The organism is Candidatus Phycosocius bacilliformis (genome assembly GCF_003112735.1).
GTDB lineage: Bacteria > Pseudomonadota > Alphaproteobacteria > Caulobacterales > Aquidulcibacteraceae > Aquidulcibacter > Aquidulcibacter bacilliformis.
The window spans coordinates 50,606-68,419 of sequence record NZ_BFBR01000009.1; the positions used below are offsets into that span (position 1 = coordinate 50,606).

14 protein-coding genes, 1 tRNA gene and 1 pseudogene are annotated in these 17,814 nt (G+C 53.9%); 4 read left to right on the plus strand and 12 right to left on the minus strand.

The annotated features are described in order from the left end of the window. Positions 1-15 precede the first annotated feature (15 nt). The gene (locus PbB2_RS13365; RefSeq protein ID WP_108985837.1) at positions 16-903 is read left to right on the plus strand and encodes a TauD/TfdA dioxygenase family protein; all 888 of its coding nucleotides are present in this window, start codon (positions 16-18) and stop codon (positions 901-903) included. Positions 904-1,024: 121 nt separating this feature from the next. Here PbB2_RS13365 and PbB2_RS13370 read toward each other — a convergent pair whose 3' ends face one another. The 7 genes from PbB2_RS13370 to PbB2_RS16120 form a co-directional block, all read right to left on the minus strand. Next, positions 1,025-1,969, minus strand: coding sequence for a TauD/TfdA dioxygenase family protein (locus PbB2_RS13370; RefSeq protein ID WP_108985838.1), 945 nt, complete (start codon positions 1,967-1,969; stop codon positions 1,025-1,027). 30 nt (positions 1,970-1,999) lie between these two features. After that, a complete protein-coding gene (locus PbB2_RS13375; RefSeq protein ID WP_108985839.1) occupies positions 2,000-3,400 on the minus strand; it encodes an MFS transporter in 1,401 nt (466 codons plus the stop codon). After that, positions 3,397-4,773: an LLM class flavin-dependent oxidoreductase gene (locus PbB2_RS13380; protein WP_108985840.1), complete on the minus strand. Its 1,377-nt coding sequence runs from the start codon at positions 4,771-4,773 to the stop codon at positions 3,397-3,399. Before PbB2_RS13380 ends, PbB2_RS13375 begins: the two co-directional genes overlap by 4 nt. Then, complete coding sequence (locus PbB2_RS13385; RefSeq protein WP_192576342.1) at positions 4,773-7,076, minus strand: TonB-dependent receptor; 2,304 nt, start codon at positions 7,074-7,076, stop codon at positions 4,773-4,775. Before PbB2_RS13385 ends, PbB2_RS13380 begins: the two co-directional genes overlap by 1 nt. A gap of 483 nt (positions 7,077-7,559) precedes the next feature. After that, positions 7,560-8,477, minus strand: a complete 918-nt coding sequence (locus tag PbB2_RS13390) for a LysR substrate-binding domain-containing protein (protein ID WP_108985842.1) — start codon at positions 8,475-8,477, stop codon at positions 7,560-7,562. A 667-nt stretch (positions 8,478-9,144) separates the two neighbouring features. Continuing rightward, positions 9,145-10,203 carry a hypothetical protein gene (locus PbB2_RS13400; RefSeq protein ID WP_108985844.1) on the minus strand — a complete coding sequence of 353 codons (1,059 nt, stop codon included), beginning with the start codon at positions 10,201-10,203 and terminating at the stop codon, positions 9,145-9,147. A gap of 18 nt (positions 10,204-10,221) precedes the next feature. Beyond that, the gene (locus PbB2_RS16120; RefSeq protein WP_192576343.1) at positions 10,222-10,626 is read right to left on the minus strand and encodes a helix-turn-helix domain-containing protein; all 405 of its coding nucleotides are present in this window, start codon (positions 10,624-10,626) and stop codon (positions 10,222-10,224) included. Between the two features lie 945 nt (positions 10,627-11,571). Between PbB2_RS16120 and PbB2_RS13410 the strand changes: the two are divergent. After that, positions 11,572-11,748: pseudogene (locus PbB2_RS13410) on the plus strand (transposase); the annotation flags it as partial. Here the strand turns inward: PbB2_RS13410 and PbB2_RS13415 are convergent. Continuing rightward, positions 11,732-12,760, minus strand: a complete 1,029-nt coding sequence (locus tag PbB2_RS13415; protein WP_108985846.1) for a GSU2403 family nucleotidyltransferase fold protein — start codon at positions 12,758-12,760, stop codon at positions 11,732-11,734. The pseudogene PbB2_RS13410 and the gene PbB2_RS13415 sit on opposite strands and share 17 nt — an antisense overlap. A 261-nt stretch (positions 12,761-13,021) precedes the next feature. Between PbB2_RS13415 and PbB2_RS13420 the strand changes: the two genes are divergently transcribed. Then, a complete protein-coding gene (locus PbB2_RS13420) occupies positions 13,022-13,507 on the plus strand; it encodes a hypothetical protein (protein WP_108985847.1) in 486 nt (161 codons plus the stop codon). A gap of 218 nt (positions 13,508-13,725) precedes the next feature. Here PbB2_RS13420 and PbB2_RS13425 read toward each other — a convergent pair. The 3 genes from PbB2_RS13425 to PbB2_RS13435 form a co-directional block, all read right to left on the minus strand. After that, positions 13,726-13,815 (minus strand) — tRNA-Ser (locus PbB2_RS13425). An 83-nt stretch (positions 13,816-13,898) separates the two neighbouring features. Beyond that, the gene (locus tag PbB2_RS13430; protein ID WP_108985848.1) at positions 13,899-14,831 is read right to left on the minus strand and encodes an alpha/beta fold hydrolase; all 933 of its coding nucleotides are present in this window, start codon (positions 14,829-14,831) and stop codon (positions 13,899-13,901) included. A gap of 14 nt (positions 14,832-14,845) precedes the next feature. Further along, positions 14,846-15,142 carry an SCP2 sterol-binding domain-containing protein gene (locus PbB2_RS13435; protein ID WP_108985908.1) on the minus strand — a complete coding sequence of 99 codons (297 nt, stop codon included), beginning with the start codon at positions 15,140-15,142 and terminating at the stop codon, positions 14,846-14,848. A gap of 151 nt (positions 15,143-15,293) precedes the next feature. Between PbB2_RS13435 and PbB2_RS13440 the strand changes: the two genes are divergently transcribed. Continuing rightward, the gene (locus PbB2_RS13440; protein ID WP_192576344.1) at positions 15,294-16,112 is read left to right on the plus strand and encodes an FkbM family methyltransferase; all 819 of its coding nucleotides are present in this window, start codon (positions 15,294-15,296) and stop codon (positions 16,110-16,112) included. A 6-nt stretch (positions 16,113-16,118) separates the two neighbouring features. Here the strand turns inward: PbB2_RS13440 and PbB2_RS13445 are convergent, their stop codons facing one another. After that, complete coding sequence (locus tag PbB2_RS13445) at positions 16,119-17,633, minus strand: sigma-54-dependent transcriptional regulator (RefSeq protein WP_108985850.1); 1,515 nt, start codon at positions 17,631-17,633, stop codon at positions 16,119-16,121. Positions 17,634-17,814 lie beyond the last annotated feature (181 nt).

Genomic DNA, 17,814 nt, shown 5'->3' on the forward strand with positions numbered 1-17,814 from the left:
TGGGAGGGTCAGCAGATGGGAATTCTCGAAAACGTGCGAGCTGAGGACTTGGCTTCAAACCTGACGATCACACGCCTCGGCCCTTTGCTGGGAGCTGAAGTTCATGGGGTGGACCTGAGGAAGCCGATATCGGCCGAAACTTTCAAAGCGCTTCGATCTGCCCTCACACAACATAAGGTCTTGGTGCTGCGCGATCAGGACATAACCCATGAACAGCACAAGGCATTTGGGGCATTGTTTGGCGAGCTTGAAGGTCACCCTGTGACGACTTCGGTTCCAGGTCATCCTGAGATTCTGGTGATTGAGGCGGCCGATGGCTTGAAAATCACCGACGCTATTTTGCCAATCGCGCGACCAGCCAATAAATGGCACACTGACGTCACCTTCCGCGAAAAGCCCTCCTTTGCAGGCGTGCTCAAAGCGCGGGTCCTGCCACCCGTGGGCGGCGACACGTTGTTTGCCGATACTGCGGCAATCTATGAAGACTTGCCGCCAGAGGTAAAGACCCGCATCGAGACGCTCAATGCCGAGCATGACATTTTACAAAGCTATGGCTATCGCGTAAGCGACGACAAGGCTGCGCAATTGCGGCGTGAGCATCCGCCCCAGATCCATCCGGTCGTGTGCCGCCATCCCGATACGGGGGCAAAACATCTGTTTGTGAACCATGTATTCACAACCCGCATTTTGGGTTTGGATGGCTTTGAGAGCAAGAGACTGCTCGACTATCTGATCGATCGGGTAAAGGCACCGGAATATCAGGTGCGCGTCCGCTGGAGCCCGAACGCGATTGTCATCTGGGACAATTGGGCAACCCAGCATTATGCGATCCTCGATTACTGGCCCCATGAACGGATTATGGAACGTGTGACAGTCTCGGGGAAAGTGCGGCCAACTCGGTGATGGCCCGTTGGCTAGGTGCCAGCAAATCAGCCTAAATCTGCATCTTCTTGGTTCATTCGTCGAGAAAAAGGGCCGCGCCAGAGATAACTAGCACGGCCCTTTCGATCTATTTGCTAGTACCCTATTCTGCTGCTACCGGCACAGGAGCAGCCGCGCGCTCTTGTCGTACGGTACGGCTTTGACGGCCATCAATGCCGACGGGCACATCACCTGCGACCGTAGCCCGCCGAAGGGTCCGACGCTGCAAACCAAAGTCTGCGATGGCACGATGTTGCGTTGCCCGATTATCCCAGATCGCAAGATCGCCTGGTTGCCAACGCCAACGAACCGTGTGTTCGGGCTTAGTGGCATGGTCCTGCAGCGTGGTGAATAGGCGCTGGGAATCAGCCTGATTGAGGCCGACGAATTGCTTCACAAAATGGCCGAGCAAGAGCGCACGCTCCCCAGTTTCGGGGTGGACGCGGACAACAGGATGCTCAGTCTCATAAATGGTCGAAGCAAAGACGGATCGATGCGCCGCAACCCGCTCTTTGTCCTTGGCATTCAAGACTTCTGCGTAATCATAATTATTGGAGTGCACAGCCCAAAGATTGTCTGCAAGAAGCTTCAATGGCTCAGGCAAAGCCTCATACGCGGTAACTGCATTGGCCCATAAGGTGTCACCGCCGGCATCTGGCACCGTCAATGCCCTAAGCAGCGAAATCTTGGGATAGGCGGCCGTGAACGTAACATCAGTATGCCAACTCGAAGCCGCATAACCTTCCTTTGAGTCGAGATCGAGCAGATAGCGAGACCCTTCGGCAACCGGCACAGTTGGGTGGGCGACTGGGTCACCAAAAATCTCAGCCAGGGCTTCGTGGGTTTGATTGTCGAGATGGGACTGGCCCCGGAAAAAGATCACTTTGTGGCGCAATAGGGCAGCCTTAATTCCTGCAATCACATCCGGGTCGAGATTTTTGGAAAGGGTCACGCCGACAATCTCTGCCCCAATCTTGCCGGCGACGGGCTTGATGTTCAGCGGCGTGTCACGATCGGGGGCATTGGCATAGGTGCTAATCTGACTCATGGTCTGTGGTCCTTCTGTTTGGGGGGCGTATCATTCGGCAGCGGTGGAGAGCGCATCGCGTTCTGCAAGCTTCTGGCGAATGGTGGTGTGGGCTTCTTCATCGAGATTGAAGCCTTTCAGCATCCAAGCTGAAACGAGGTGCGCGAGGGCGGGACCAAGCGCAAATATGATATGCAAGGCCTGCAGCGCTTCTGGGCTGTTTTCGCCCTTTGGAGAGAAGCCGAAAATGCCGACCAAGGGTAGCGCTATGCCAACTGCGACAGCGCCCGCTAATTTGCTGGACAGGCTAAAGACTGAGAAATGGAGCGCTGTCCGGTCGACGCCAGAAGCCAGCCGGTTCTTATCGGCAACGTCGGCGACTATCGCTCTGAGCATCAAGTTGCCTGAACCTTGAGCGAGCCCTTGAGCGAAGGTCAGCGCGAGTAGGAGCGCCAAATTTCCGGGTGCAACCAGCAACAAGCCAAGGTTGATCGCCACTTGAACAAGTTCGCCCAAAATGGCCGTCCGGTGCTTGCCGAAGCGATAGCCAATCTGAAGCCAAATGGGCCCAGCAAAAACACCAAACACAAATTGAAAGAGGAAGATTGCGCTCGCCCATTGGGGCAGGCCCATATAGGAGATCACAAAGAAGACGATCAATGAGCTCCGGATGGATTGGGCTAATACGACCGCAAAGTCCGAAGCAAGCACGCGCAGCATGAGAGGGTCTTTGAAGATTAAACCCATGCCTTGAACCAGCTCACGGCCCAAGCCTTGGACGCGGCCGCCTAAGGATGCCGCTTCAAAATTGGCGCTTGGCCGCGGCAAAGGCGGCTCTTTAACGGACCACAAGGTGAGGAGCGAACATGGGATCAGGGTCACCAAAACCATGGTGCCCATGACTGCAATTTTCAAACGGTCATTGCCGGGATCGATCTGATCTACCCAAGTCGGGGCAACCAACAAAACGAGCATGGCTGCGACTGAAATGACTTGCTGATAGGTGGCAATGCGGGTGCGCTGATGATACTGCGCCGATAATTCTCCAGACCAAGCCGAGAACGGGATTTGGATCATGGTCCAGCCTAAGTAGAAAACAAATAAGGCCAGCCCAAGCACCCAAAGCGAAGTGCCCGATGGCGGGAAGAATAAAGGTATTGTTGCGAGGCCGAATAAGAGGATGCCGGCAGCGATCCAGGGCTTCCGCCGTCCAAACCGTGACCGTGTCGCATCAGAAAGGATGGCTATGATCGGATCATTAACCGCATCCCATAGCCTTCCAAGCAACATCAAGAGCCCAATGCTGGCGAGCGATAGGCCTAGGTCCTTTGCGTAAAAGGCTGGAATAAAAACAAGAAGCGGCTGGAGAGCGGCAGCCAAAGGCACTGCAATGGCTGAAAATGCAATCAAGCGCAGGGCTGGTAACTTCTGATCTGAATTTGACTTGCTCATTGGGCAGCCACCTGATCGGTTTGTGGGAAAGACGGAAACGAAGCCGGAGTCCAAGAATGCGGGACTGGCCGTGAAAGACCCAAGTTGCCGCGCAAGGTTTCAGCTTCATAATGCTCGCGGAACAGCCCCCTGCGCCGCAGTTCCGGCACAACCAAGCGCGTAAAGTCGGTTAAGCCAGCCGGAAGTGTCGGCGGCATGATATTGAAACCATCCGCGGCCTCTTGGCTGTGCCAAGCTTCCAGATGATCCGCCACGTCGGCTGGTGTTCCAACCACGACCGCATGGCCACGTGCCGCACTGATGAAGGCAATCAATTGGCGCACAGTCCAATGCTGCTCTTGCGCCACATCGACAAACAACTGACGACGACTTTTCCAGCCTTCTGTTTCCGGCAAGTTCGGCAAAGGACCGTCAAGATCAAGTTGGCTGGCATCAATGCCGGAAAAGGCCGCAAGCATACCCAATCCCGCACGCGGATCGACCAAGTCTTGTAACCGGGCATATTTATCTTCAGCCTCTGCGCGGGTTTCGGCCACGAAGGGCTGAATGCCGGGCATGATCAAAACATGGTCAGGATTTCTGCCAGCGGCTAGGACCTGTTGTTTCAGGCCGCGATAAAAACTCTGGGCGGAGGCAAGACTGGGCTGGGCGGTAAAAACCACTTCGGCACTATGGGCGGCAAGACGCTGGCCGTCATCGGAGGAACCGGCTTGAACAATGACGGGGTGACCTTGGACCGGCCTCGAAATTTGCAACGGGCCACGAACCGAAAAATGCTCCCCATCATGGTCGACAAGTCGCACTTTGCTTCCATCGAATGCCACACCACTATTTTGGTCAAAGCGAAAAGCATCATCGTCCCAACTGTCCCAGAGTTTGCGGACGAGGTCGACATATTCTCCCGCAAGGCGATAGCGGTCCGCATGGCGGCGCTGGGTCTTTAGGCCAAAGTTTGCGGCCTCCCCATCCGAGCCAGAGGTTACAAGGTTCCACCCTGCCCTGCCGCCCGACAGATGATCGAGTGACGCAAACAAACGTGCTGTTTGATATGGCGGGGTATAGCTTGCCGAAACAGTCGCGATGAGCCCGATCCTCTTTGTGACCGCCGCCAGCGAAGCAAGTAGCGTTGTGGGCTCAAAGAAATAGACCGGTGGTGCACCCCCCCATTGGCCAGGAGCGCCATGCATCGCGACATTGTCGGCAAAAAAGACGGTATCAAATGCCGCAGCTTCAGCAATTTGAGCCAGCTCTTGATAAAAGCCGATGCGTTGACCGGCTTTTGGATCGACATCAGGCGCACGCCAAGCTGCAGAGTGATGGCCGACGCCAAAGAGGAAGGCACCCAAACGGATTTTGCGCTTATGCTCGGCCATTACCAACTCCGCACAGTTAAGGTTAGGCCATACTGGCGAGGGTCCCCCAGGATCGAGATGCCGGGTGCTGCGCCGCTTGGGCTCCCAGATCCCGTGGCATAATCTTCATCCAGCGCATTCTTGATCCAGCCTTGCAGGGTGTATTTGCCATCCTCCCAACGCACGCCGACACCAGCATTGAGGACGCCATAAGCTTCCTGGATCAGATAGTTCGAAATCGGATTCGCCTGACGGGTGCGGCTGCGCCATCTTTCATTGATGTAGGCGAAAACCGCAGTTCCTGGACCAACATCGCGATCATAATCGAGGCTTAATTGACCACTCCAAAGCGGCACGTTGGGTAAACGCTTACCAGTGTAATCGACACTCAAAGGGCCACCTGGATAGGTAAACTCAACTGGCGGCGGCGCGTTGCGATAATTGGTGTAGCGCGCATCATTATAGGCACCACTGAAGGAGGCTCGCAGACTTGGCGTTACATCAAAGCTTCCTTCAAACTCAACGCCCTTCAGACGGATGTCACCGACGTTCGCAAGAAAGACACGGGGGGTAACGGCGGTTGGGTCTTGCTGATTGCCTTGAAAGTCCTCAATGTCATTCAGATAAGCATTAAGAGCGAGTTTGCCGCGACCATCAAGAAAGCTGGTGCGGGTTCCAACTTCATAAGACAGGGACTTTTCGGGCTTGGTAATGACCGGCTGGCCAGGTGTTGCCCCCAGATTTGCCGCGCCGGATTTCTCGCCATAGCTAACAGACGCATACAGCAATGTATCGTCAGTCAATTTGTAAGATGGATTAACCAGCCAAGACCAACTGTCTCCATCAACTTTATCAGCGACGGTAAATATCGGGGCAACGGCTGTGCGCGCTGGGGCAAGCGCCGCAAGTGGTCCAACCAAGTCGACACCGCCGCTGCGCGTTGCCGTATTCGAGGCTTCGCGGCTTTCCTTGGTATAGCGCAGGCCAGACGTTAGGATAGCCCGGTCACTGATGTTCCACGTTAGCTGCCCGAAGCCTGCAACAGAATTCACAAGGGTCTTACCCAGCTGACTCGAAGTTACCCCATCGATTGCGACGCTTGGCACCGCTGCACCTAGAAAAAACTTCGACCCGTCGCGGAAGAAACTTAGGCGAAGATCACTCGTAATATCATTGCGCAGTGCATAGAGGCCGACTTGATACTCCAACTTTTTGCCTTGTGGCGAAGCTAAACGAAGCTCCTGACTCCATTGTTCGACATCCACATCGTAGCCAGCACGATAGATTGGGAATGGCGTGGAGTCGCTGTCATTTTTCGGGCGGAACCAGAAGGATCGCCACGCTGTAATCGATGTCAGCGTATGGTCTCCAACTTCCAACGAAAACTCGTTGGACACGCCTTGAATGCGCTGGCGGATCTCTTCTTGCGTATCAAGATTAGCATTGGTTCGCCGATCAAAACTTGGCGTATAGCCGAAGCGGCTGATCAGGCGATTGGTCCAGCTGTTGGGCCTTGGCGCACCATTGGCGAATGTGTTGACGTCTACAGTTGGTGGATAAAAATTGTTCCACTCTTCGGTTTCATAACGCTCAATAATCAGGCGGTTCTCAAACGACTCCCCGCCTTTGAAAAGAAGTTGGCCGCGAATGCCGTATCGGTTCACATTCAGATAGCGGTCGCTGGTAGCGGCATTTTGAATCCAGCCATCCGATGTATCCGCATAAAGGGTAAGCCTGCCAGCCAGTTTATCTTCAATGAGGGGTCCTGAAACATTTGCGCGCACCGTTCGACGTTCGTCATTGCCAAGCGTGACACTGAGGGTTCCTTGCTCTTTGAAGGATGGCTTTTGAGTTGTGATGATCACCGCGCCAATCGTGGTGTTCTTACCCAAAAGCGTGCCTTGGGGGCCACGGGCGATCTGAACGGACTCTAGATCCACGAAATCGAGCCAGCTAAATCCCACGTAGGAGAGGAAAACATTGTCAACGATAAGGCCGACGCCAGACTCTGACCCATCGCTACTGGCGTTGCCGCCTAGCCCGCGGATAAGGAGCGAAGAGACACGTGGATTTTGCTGGAAGGCTGTGAAGTTGGGTAACTTGGCCGCATAATCGGAAAGACGGTCAAGGCGTTGTACATCCAAAGTGCGCCCACCGATGGCTGAAACTGCCAGCGGCACATCATCTAGATTTTCAACTCGGCGGCGCGCAGTCACCACGACGGTATCGGGGACGGTCTCGGGCGTCGCCTCATCAATATTAGGTATGCCATCGCCATCATTGAGAGAGGCATTGGCTTCCCCGACCGCAAGGGAATTGCTCACGCTAGCCGACGGGGCCGTCCCGATTGCTAGCGCCGCACCTGGACTCATCGATAGGAGGCCGAGAGCAATGGCTCCAAAACGTCCTGACTTTACGAGAAACGAGGTACTGGCCAGGAGACCTTTGCGACCGCGTGTTTGGCCATCCGGCTGCCCGTCTTGATCATTTTTCATCGTTACCGCTCACTTTTTGATTTCAACGCACTGTATGAGCAGCAGGCTAGATCATTGAAATTTTTTGCTAAAATGATTTATCGATCTTTCGTATTCACAAAATGAGAATTAAGTCCTTCTGCAAAGGCAAGAGAGGCAGACTGCTGAAAGCAAGGCAATTTCTGGCTAAATCTCTGGGTGGGGGAGCTTTACGCAAGCATGTGTGTGTGCATTGCGCAGGAGTCCTGGCGTTGAGATTGAGTATCCCTATTGCAGCAGACAGACTGCTTGGGTGAGCTTGCAACGATTACGTCGCGAGATGGAACAGGTCTGCTAATCAAGATGCTGCTTGATTTCTTCTTCGCTTAAATGGGGGGCGACCAAGGTGATGAAGCGATAAGCATAGGCCCGCAATTTGCTGCCGCGGGCTAAAGCAATCCGGGCAGACTGCCTCGGAAACAAGTGCGGCCGATGACTGAGCCTTTGCCACCCGGTTCCAATTTCTGGCACCGTAAAATCTGCGACAATCCCAAGCCCAAGACCGCGGGCTACGTAATCAAAGATAATCTCACTATCCATGGCAGAAAGAATGATTTTTGGCGTGACCCCGCTTCGCTCAAAGGCTTGGTCCAAGCTCTCCCGACCGGAAATACCCTTTCGATAGGTGATGAGTGCATAACCTTCCAGATCCTTAAGGCTACGAACCGGCACATTGGCTAAGGGATGTCCCACTGGGGCAATGATACTGTGCTGCCATCCATAAGCTTCAGGCGCATAAAGGTCTGGATGATTGGCAATTGACGCACTTGCGATGCCAATATCGGCTTCCCCGGTCGCCACCCAATGGGCCACATCTTGCGGCATGCCCTGACGTAGCTCAAAAGAGACTTCTGGAAACTGCCGGACAAAGCGTTCGACGGCGTCAGGCAAGGCATAACGTGCCTGATTATGGGTAGTCGCTACGATCAGTCGACCGCCATCTTTTGCGGCATGCTCGGCTGCTACACGACGCAGATTCTCCGCTTCTATCAGAATTGCTTTCGCATGTTGCAGAACACCATTGCCGGCATCAGTAAGACCGGTAAATCGCTTGCCGTGCCGCGCGAAAATATCAATACCCAATTCGATCTCTAACTCGCGTATTTGTCGCGATACCCCGGATTGCGAGGTGTGCAAATGATCCGCAGCCTCGCGCAGATTAAGGCCATGTGCCTCGATCGCTCTGAGATAACGCAATTGTTGCAGGTTCATGATTAGGGTTTCCCCGCGAATTAAGGACGGATCAGCGCCGCTTGATTGTGACGGGGGAAGCCACAGCGGCACAAGCGCAAGAACCCGAAGCCAGTCTGAACACTTGGTGAAGATTTTCTAGGATACGACCTCAAGCCAGCGTCAAAGCTTGTACCAACAGGCCCAGCACGGCGCTTGCGCCCAAAAGTGGCAGAACACCTAACTTTGCACGGAACAAAAGAATACAAGCCATGAGGGTGAGGATGAAGGCTGCCGGTTGGAAGCCAAATCGATCAGGGTTGGGGAAGTTCAGGTTTCTGATTTTTGTTGTTTCGATGTCCCGAAGCAGAAAATGAAGCGAGAACCAAATGGCCAAATTCGCGATGAAGGAAGGATGTACGTCCGAAAGCCTTGATTCGTTTGGGTCTCGGTCGTCAACCGAGATAAAAGGGAACGGTAAGTTAGGTATTCTGAGCCTCCATGCCGGTTTAGCAAATGGGCTCTATGGAACGGCGAAGGTGTGATGACGCACCTTCCCTGGCGCGGCGGCAAGCGATAACGGTGGGCGCACGCGGACAGTCAAGCAATGTTTTTGGTTGTCGCCAATGATATCGGACACAAATCAAGTCGGCCAATACACAACAATCTCGTCAACATCTCTTTGAGAAACGTCCAAGGCAGGGTTCCATTATGGTTTTGTCGGCGCTTTTCCCCGAGCCTCGTCACGCTCTTGGTTGTCTTTAAGCAATAATAGGCGCGCAGCCTCTCGGAGTTTTGTTGGATCAATAGATTTAAGGTCCGTTGTAGCCTCAAGCTTTAGCTGTCGGCGTAATGCGTTCAGCACTTGCTTGTTCGCAAAACTGTGTGGTGTCGCGCGATCGTCTCCTTGGTCAGTCGAAAAAGTATCGAGAAGTCCAGACAGGGTCTTATCGGCTAGAGCGAGCTCCGTTAACTTTGCGCGATATTCCAACTCTGGTCCTTCGAGGCCGGGATATCGCTCATAATCTGCATAATGGCGCGTTTCATGAGTGAGAAAACTGATCCGGAAATCTTCGCTTTCAAGATCATAAACTTCCGCTATGGCGTAGAGGCCCTGCTCGGTCGCAAACCCCGCTGTTCCAGGCCCCCCACAATTAAAGTATCGCGACCAACCATGACTAATCATATTTTTCAAGAGAAAGACTTTGACGTCGTAACTCGTCCCATCTGGAAGGTTGACTTTGTAGGGTGTTTCATCTTCGCGAAGATACAAGAGGAGATCATAAAGTGCAGCCGTTTTGCCCTGAGTATTATAGATATTACGGGCATTTAGTTGGTTCGACACTTCCTCGAGTATGGCATCTCGATCTTTGATCTGAGGCCGCCTAATCGCCCGACGAAGTTGATCAAATAGCCATTTTTCCGACATTTCCCGCTTCGCGGGATCAATCGCTTGCTGCCAATAAGACCGATAGATCCGGACAATCTGGTCGGCGAAGTCGTCGCCACTGAAAGCGGGCTGAGGTATTGAATGTTTGCCCTCTAAGCGAGAAAGACCGCAGCGCGTACGTCGTTGATCCCACTTCGACATCGGAAGTGAGCTCTCAACCAGGCCCCTTAGGATAAGAGCAGCCTTCGGGCCCTCGGCCTGTAACACAGCAACTTGTGCGTCCCTCAATTTCCCGTCTTGGGCAAACGATGGGCTAACCGGCACCAAGCACGTAAAACTAACTGCGAGAATGGCGGCATAGAGGTTTTTCTGTTCCATCCTCACATAGTGGCATCTTCACTCTGGCTTTTCTTGAATAGAATTGACCTTACGCCATTGCGCAGGGCTAGCATTCACGATGCTTCGGACAGCCCGTGTCATGTGGGGTTGGTCGGCAAAATCCAAGTCACACGCGAGTGAGGCAAGTGATGTGTTGCCTTTAAGCAAGGCTTCAACAGCACGCCGGGCTCGAGCCTCTGCCCGAAAGCGAATGGGCGTAATGCCAAAAGTTTTTCTAAACCCCCGGCTAACCGTCGCAGCGGCAAGACCATTCATAGCGGCCCAATTTTGAATACTCAGAGCGGGATCAGATGTCAGTTCCCGCGCGAGTTGATCAGGCCAATCCCGATCCAGAGGACGAATGATTTCGATCGGAGTCAACGCCTGGAAGGCGGTTGCAATGTCGAGGTGTTTGTCTTTCAAAAACGCATCTGGATCCGCAATTTTGAATGCAGGTGGCAAGCAGTGCTCAGATGGCACCGGGAGGTTTAAAACGACGGCCTCACTCGTGGTGATGAAATTTTGATGGGCCTCATGTGAGCGGTGACAAAGAACATCCCCTGCACTAGCCAGAAATCGGCCACTGTCTCCGGCCTCCTCATAGCGCCCCGATAAAACAAGTGCCGCATACGCTTGGGCATGACGATGACGGGGTATAAACCCATGTTGCAATATATCTTTGGGCAACCACATGGCGGCATAAATTTATCATTCACGACTACGCGCCGCAAGAAGTTGTTTGGCTGCTTAGAAGGAACCTCAAGACTGGAGCACGATCGTAGCGATCCAGCAAGAAGCATCAGACCATATAGAACCTTCCAACAGCTCCCTTCATTCATCCTTGGGACACAAAGGCTCGTGACCTTCTGGCTAGTCCACGCCCAGGACCGCAAGCCCTGTCATGTGCGCTTGCTGTTCCAGTCCATTTGCAAGGCCATTCGACTTAACACTGGTCAGTCGTGAGGCTGCGACCCAGAGCATAGCTGGAATAGTAACAGCTACCCAGCTTTATGCGTCGAGCGTGGAGATTGCTACTGCAGGGTCGTCAGCCACTCGGTGCGGTCCAGACTGCCCGTCTGTCCTGGTTACCCGTCTCGGGAGATGCGTTGGCGTGGCTCAAAAACTGTCTCCGGCGGCGTTTCCCATCATTCTTCGATTTCAAGGGCCCGAGTTTTCGCTTCGCTCCTGCCCGCGCAAAGCCCTTGTGTGCCACCGATCGACTTTCACTCCTCGTCAAGCCGCGCTTTGCGCGGCAACTCATTAAATGCGCGTGGACACTTCAACAAGTGCTCTGCCACCTGAAATTTGGACCATTTGGAGTTGGAGTTTTTTGCCGTAGTTTTCCTTGGCTGGACGAAGAGGTTTGGCATGAAAGCATCGAAGTTCACGTACGCGCAGAAAGCGTTCGTCGTGAAGCAAGGCGAAGAAGGAACGCCAGTCGCGTAGATCTGTCGCAAGGCAGGGATCAGCCAGGCGACATACTTCAACTGGAAGAAACGTTATGCTGGCCTTACGCCGTCTGAAATGCTTAGGCTGCGAGAACTGCGCGCGCCTCATCTCCAACCATCGCAAGCGATGCGCCAATGGCGTCCCGCCATGATGGACCTTGCTCCCTTGCCGTCTCGTAGGCCCGCTTTAACTCTGCTGGCCTGTCTTCAGCCAATGACATGATGAGAGCTTGGGCTTGGCCTAAGTCTTTTCGGCGTTTCGCAATACCCGCTCCGGTGCGCTGTTGGGCAACGATAAGCTTGTGAATGGCGAAACGCTCCGGGCGAGGAATGCGGACAAGTACGCCATGGCGATAAAGGCCGACAGCTGGAATGGGGTCGGCCAACAAATAATTCAGATAGTGCAAGCCTTGTGCCCACACCCCCAACGCTTCAAGCCAGACGAGATCTTGGTCCTCTTCAAAAGATGGGGCAAGAAAATCCAATACAGGCTCACCGGTCCTGCGCCGCCAGCGCCCGCTGCGACCTCTCGGGTCAATGGATGGCGTAACCTCCAAACCGAACTTAGTGAGGGTTGCTGGTAAAGCCTTCAAGCTTGCTGCCGCATCATCGGCCAAAGCGATCGATAAATTCTGATAGCTCGCAATGTCGATGTCTTGTGTCAGCGCAGGCTGAATGCGCGTGACCCGCCTGCCGATCTCTGCATCATAAAGCCTAAAGGCCATGGTGCCGACCAGTGTGCCACCCAAATCAAAAACGCCTTGAGCTGAAAGGCTAGCCAGTAGGCTGCCGCTCGCAGCGTCAAGAGTTGGCAGCCGCGCTGCGCGCAACTGGGCGACCATATCGCCGCAGCGTGTCTCGAATGCTTCTGTCGCTCCGCGACGTGCTTCAATCTCGACCAACCGCGATTTGGTCTCCTCATTGTCGGGGCCAATGTATCGTTGAACCACATGGCTACCGGTTCGGTCAGTTGCATACCAATAGGCTTTCCCACGCACCATGCGTTTGAAGGGCGCTCCAGTCAGGCCAGCGCTTGGTGTACGCGATAAATGCGTATCAACGAGATCTTGGTAAAGCGTCATCAATTGGAGGGGGAGAACTTCAGCCATGTCGTTACACTACAAATTTATTTTATGTAGTGCAAGACACATACTTCCAGGCCATGCAGGACTTGCTTCTAGCACATATGTTGCTTCGCGTTTCTTATAGTTTCGTTGTGTTTCTGAGTGGGTGCCAAGCGTGAACAGTTTAAAAAATAATAGTGGAGAGGCAAGATAAAGGGAAGAGTTTACAGTTTTATCATACTGATATTATTCGTAAAATAGGTGAATCTGATTGCCCTTCATGAAATGCCATGAATTACTGCGCCCATGGCTGGTTTCTGGGTCTTCCTGGACCGCCATCTGGGAGTTCCAACCATGGCCTATGGCAATCAGGATCAGGGTGATCGCAGGAGCAGATCAGACCGGGTCTTCACGCTTCTGGAGCGCTTGAGCCCGCGCCTCGCAAGCCATGGGGCCGAGGCCATGGAGGCAGAACTTCGGACCCGGGCAGATCATCTCATCAAGGCTAAGCATGGAGCAGCACAAAGCCGTGGGGTCGGGTTCAAGGCTGAAAGTTGGTATGCTCTTCGCGACAAGGACCTCCAAGCTGCCGCACGCGAGCAGCTCGGGATCGAGCGCGGCCCAATCGGCGTGCAGCCCAGTGCCTCGGAAGGCACGGTCCTTGGTCACATCGATGCCGCTCTTGGCCGCCATGCAATCGTTGATCGAGGGGTGAATGTCATCGCGGTTCGCGAGATACCCGGCGCGGAGCTTGTGCTTGGGCAGGTTCTAGGTGCGGGGATCGGTCGGTGACATTTGTTGTTTGGACTAATGTCAAAACTGCGACTGAGGTCAAATTAGCGGTCCCTGCTGGACCTTCGCTAGCGTGTGAAAGACTTCGAAACGGATCGACGAAACCGACCTCAAAGCGGCCCTAACTGCAATTTGTTTGAAACTAAAATGTGGGTACCGTTGTGGATACAGAGGCGTCCGACTTTTAAGTTTTGAAAAATCGGGAAAATCGTTCGAGCTGGCGGACAGAGAGGGATTCGAACCCTCGATGGGCTTTCACCCATACACGCGTTCCAGGCGTGCGCCTTCAACCACTCGGCCACCTGCCCATCCGAAGGCGCGGGTATAAAGCACCGCTCAGACTAAGCAAGCCATCAATACACTCGGTCAGCACCTTTGACCGCCAAAAGGCTCATTCAGCTAGAAGTGGGCCAACCCAGCTATCAAAAAGGCTCCAGAACTGATCCCTGATAGCATCAGTTTCGTTTAGCAACTCATGTCTAGCGCCAGGGATGATCCTAAGCTGGGCATTCGGCAATTGCCCGCAAATGCGGACATGTGACGAATTGTCCACGATGGTCTCACCTTCTGCGCTCACAACCAGAATTGGCATATTCAGGCGACTTAACCGTGCAGGGGTGAAGCTGGCTAGTGCTTTAAAGGCTTCGTCAAGCCAGCCATTGGTCGGCCCACCAATCTGCAAAGCCGGCTCTGCCAACATCAATGCATTATTGCGGGCGAAGCGCTTGAGGTCATGGGTCACCTGATTAGCTTCAAAAGCCTCAGGCTGCCACATCGTGGGCAGAGATGGGGCCACATCTTTGGCCTTTCCTGCCACGACCAATGATTTGGCCAACAGTTTCATACCAGGCGGGCCCAATATACCCCACATGGGGGCTGAGAAAGCAGCCCCAACGACATTCGGGATCGCATCAACCAAAAGAGCTTCTAGGCAGATAGCCCCGCCCATTGAGTGACTCAACAAAACTCGCCTACCCGTCAGCCGATCACTAACAGCTTCAACTGCACGCGCCAGATGTTCAGCAGCTTTGGTAAAACTATCGAGATGGCCGGCAAAGTGCGTTGATCCCAATCGGTCAGACCAGCCCTGTCCCCGATGATCAACAGTCAAAACATGAAAGCCGCGCGCCAAGAGGTCGGTGATGGTCTCGGCATATTTCTCGATATACTCAGTCCGGCCTGGAGCTAGAATGACAGAACCGCGCGGCTTTTCCGCCGAGGAGGCGATAAAAGCCGCGCGGATCATCTTATCATCAGGACCCGTCACGCGGAAAACCTCAAGGCCCTTGAGATTGTCAACCAGTGGGTCCTGAACCAATTGCATAAACGCGATCGACCTTAGCCGATGATCGACTGAAGCTTCATGGCGACCGACATGTCTCCATCTACCTTCAACTTGCCGCTCATAAACGCATTCATGCCATTCAGACGGCCTTCGACCATATCGATGAAGTCGCCCAAAGCGATTTTCAGCGTGCAATCAGCTGCGCCATCATCATTCGTGACCGTGTTGCCGTTCTTGCCGTCGATGTGGATTTTTCCAGCATCGCCAAAGTCAAATTTGACCGAATTGCCAAAGGCTGGCTTGGCTTCAATACGTTCTTTCATGCCAGCGGTAAGTGTCGCGAGATCCATGATTTCCTCCCTAAGCGTATCCAGCAAAATGCGCCAGATCACGCGCTGCACCCTCTGTAGACCGGGAAGATGCAGAGGGGAAGCGGTCCGTTACGTCAATTGGTGCGGCTACTTCCTTGCAAATGCAGATAACGCATGGCAACTCACGACAATGTCAGACATCGTAAGCCCATTTGGCACTTATGCGCCAAGCCGTTTCCAAGGCCAAATCATTGGCTTGGCTCGCCGTTGCGACCCCGGACCCTTCAGCAAGTTGGCAGCTTCGATTGGTAAGCGACTTGTATTCCCAGGCCTAACTGGACCTCTTGATGTTCTGACTTGGGGCGTTCGCATGCGTCTCGATCCTCGGCGGAATGTGACCGAGAAGCGTCTTATGTTCTCCCCTTCTCGATTTGAGCTCGAGGAACGCGACATTCTCGCAGAAGAACTCAAGCCCGGCGCAGTCTTCGTCGACGTTGGGGCCAATGTGGGTGCATATTCTTTGTGGGTGGGTCGACTGATTGGCTCGACGGGCAGGATTGTGGCGATTGAGCCTCAACCCAGCGTGCTTGCCCGGCTGCGGGCGAATTTTGCGCTTAATCCAGACTTCAATACCAAAGTATTTCCATATGGTGCCGGGGAAAGCGAAGGAGTTTTGACCCTCTCAGTTGGCAGTGACAACGAAGGTGGGGCGTCCTTGGCCCATGTCGCAGGCGGACGCGATCAAATCAAAGTGGCCGTTCGTCCATTGACGGCGATTCTGGACGATGCTGGCGTCGAACGCATTGACGCCCTCAAGATCGACATTGAGGGTTTCGAGGACCGCGCGCTCCTGCCGTTTTTTGCAACAGCATCCGAGTCGCTGTGGCCCCGACTCTTGATCCTCGAGCGCAGCGAAAAAGACTGGGTCGGCGACCTGCTCGGTACCCTTGACCGCGCAGGCTATCGACGGACCTTAACCACTAAACGCAATTATGTTTTTAAGCGTTAGTCAAACCTAACCGGCAGCTCGGGCCATATGCTCCTCAAGATCATATTCCTTGAGCTTACGATAAAGGGTTGAGCGACCAATACCTAAACGACGGGCCACCTCAGTCATATGACCAGCATAAAGGTCAATTGCGTATTCGATGAGATCTCGCTCAATCTGCTCCAGCGTGCGTAAATGGCCCGCTGGATCGAAAATGGCGATCCCGCTCCCAGCCTCGATGGCTGCCGCCAAGATATCGGAATTGGCTGGGGCCACCGATTGGACCTGTGGCAAAATTGAAGCGGGAACTGATTGGGGAAAATTGGCCGGAGAAGATGGAAGACTGCCTTCGTCAATAACAAACTGGGGTAATGCAGCTTGTACATGAGGAAAGTCCTCAGGCTGTAGAAAATCCCCATCACAAAGCACCACGGCCCGGAAAACCGCATTCTCCAGTTGGCGCACATTACCGGGCCAGTCAAAGCTCTGCAGCATTGACATCGCTTGTGGGCTAGCCCCAAGGACCCGCTTGCCTTCTTCGGCATTGATACGAGTGACAAAATACTTGAGCAGAGCCGGTACATCATCCATCCGCTCGCGCAAAGGTGGGGCATCGATTGGGAAAACATTGAGCCGATAATATAGGTCCTCTCGGAACCGGCCTTCTGCTACCAACTTAGTCAAGTCTTTGTTCGTGGCAGCGATAATCCTCACGTCAACTTTGATAGGTCGCTTGGAACCGACTGGATCGACTTCACTCTCCTGCAGTGCGCGCAAAAGCTTTACCTGAATATCGAGCGGCAACTCACCAACCTCATCGAGGAAAAGAGTGCCACCGTCAGCTTCTTGAAACTTGCCCAAATGACGATCATGTGCACCTGTGAAGGCACCCTTTTCGTGTCCAAACAAGATGCTTTCGACCAGGTTTTCTGGAATAGCGCCGCAATTGACGGCCACAATCGGGCGGCCGGAGCGTTCGCTCTCCCCATGGATGGCTCGCGCAATCACTTCCTTACCCACACCGCTTTCGCCTAGGATCAAAACAGGAATGTTCGAGCTAGCCGCGCGCTGACCCAAGCGGATGACTTGGCGCATGGCCGGGGCCCCTGCGACCATATCCGAGAATGTAAAGGTACCAGCCGCTTTCTTTTTTAACCGCTTCACCTCACCCGACAATTCCCCAACCTTCAGGGCGTTGCGGATCGAGACCATGACACGTTCAGGGCTGGCTGGCTTGACGAAAAAGTCTGTTGCGCCCGCCTGCATGGCTTTGACAACGGTATCGATACCGCCTGAAGCTGTCAGCACCACGACAGGCAAATCCTCGCGTTTGGCCCGAATGGCCCCAAGCGCTTCCATACCAGACACGCCTGGCATGATGAGATCAAGCAGTACCACATCCACTGCCGGGTCCATCGCTTGGGCAATGGCCTGGGCCCCATCTTCTGCGGTGCGGGTGGCAAAGCCCTGTCGTTCAACCGCGCCTTGCAACAAGCGACGCTGGGCTGGATCGTCATCAACGATTAGGACTGTCTTACTCATTCTACCCACCAAGTCATCTTTGCCGAGTGTTCTCGGTCATTTTGTCGTGAACCAGAGCCTCTCGGGGTGGTTCAGAAAGCTTTCGCAGCTAGGCTCTACCATCAGGATGTAAAGGCTGGCTTAAAATGGGACATTGGCCCAAGTTGAACTGCAGCCGAAGGCCTCTTGACCTCGACAAGCC

What these genes read in the sequence shown, in the direction of transcription:
- PbB2_RS13365 (WP_108985837.1), top strand. Translation starts at nt 16, where the DNA reads ATGGGAATTCTCGAAAACGTGCGAGCTGAGGACTTGGCTTCAAACCTG.
- PbB2_RS13370 (WP_108985838.1), bottom strand. Translation starts at nt 1,969, where the DNA reads ATGAGTCAGATTAGCACCTATGCCAATGCCCCCGATCGTGACACGCCG.
- PbB2_RS13375 (WP_108985839.1), bottom strand. Translation starts at nt 3,400, where the DNA reads ATGAGCAAGTCAAATTCAGATCAGAAGTTACCAGCCCTGCGCTTGATT.
- PbB2_RS13380 (WP_108985840.1), bottom strand. Translation starts at nt 4,773, where the DNA reads ATGGCCGAGCATAAGCGCAAAATCCGTTTGGGTGCCTTCCTCTTTGGC.
- PbB2_RS13390 (WP_108985842.1), bottom strand. Translation starts at nt 8,477, where the DNA reads ATGAACCTGCAACAATTGCGTTATCTCAGAGCGATCGAGGCACATGGC.
- PbB2_RS13400 (WP_108985844.1), bottom strand. Translation starts at nt 10,203, where the DNA reads ATGGAACAGAAAAACCTCTATGCCGCCATTCTCGCAGTTAGTTTTACG.
- PbB2_RS13415 (WP_108985846.1), bottom strand. Translation starts at nt 12,760, where the DNA reads ATGGCTGAAGTTCTCCCCCTCCAATTGATGACGCTTTACCAAGATCTC.
- PbB2_RS13420 (WP_108985847.1), top strand. Translation starts at nt 13,022, where the DNA reads ATGGCTGGTTTCTGGGTCTTCCTGGACCGCCATCTGGGAGTTCCAACC.
- PbB2_RS13430 (WP_108985848.1), bottom strand. Translation starts at nt 14,831, where the DNA reads ATGCAATTGGTTCAGGACCCACTGGTTGACAATCTCAAGGGCCTTGAG.
- PbB2_RS13435 (WP_108985908.1), bottom strand. Translation starts at nt 15,142, where the DNA reads ATGGATCTCGCGACACTTACCGCTGGCATGAAAGAACGTATTGAAGCC.
- PbB2_RS13440 (WP_192576344.1), top strand. Translation starts at nt 15,294, where the DNA reads ATGTCAGACATCGTAAGCCCATTTGGCACTTATGCGCCAAGCCGTTTC.
- PbB2_RS13445 (WP_108985850.1), bottom strand. Translation starts at nt 17,633, where the DNA reads ATGAGTAAGACAGTCCTAATCGTTGATGACGATCCAGCCCAGCGTCGC.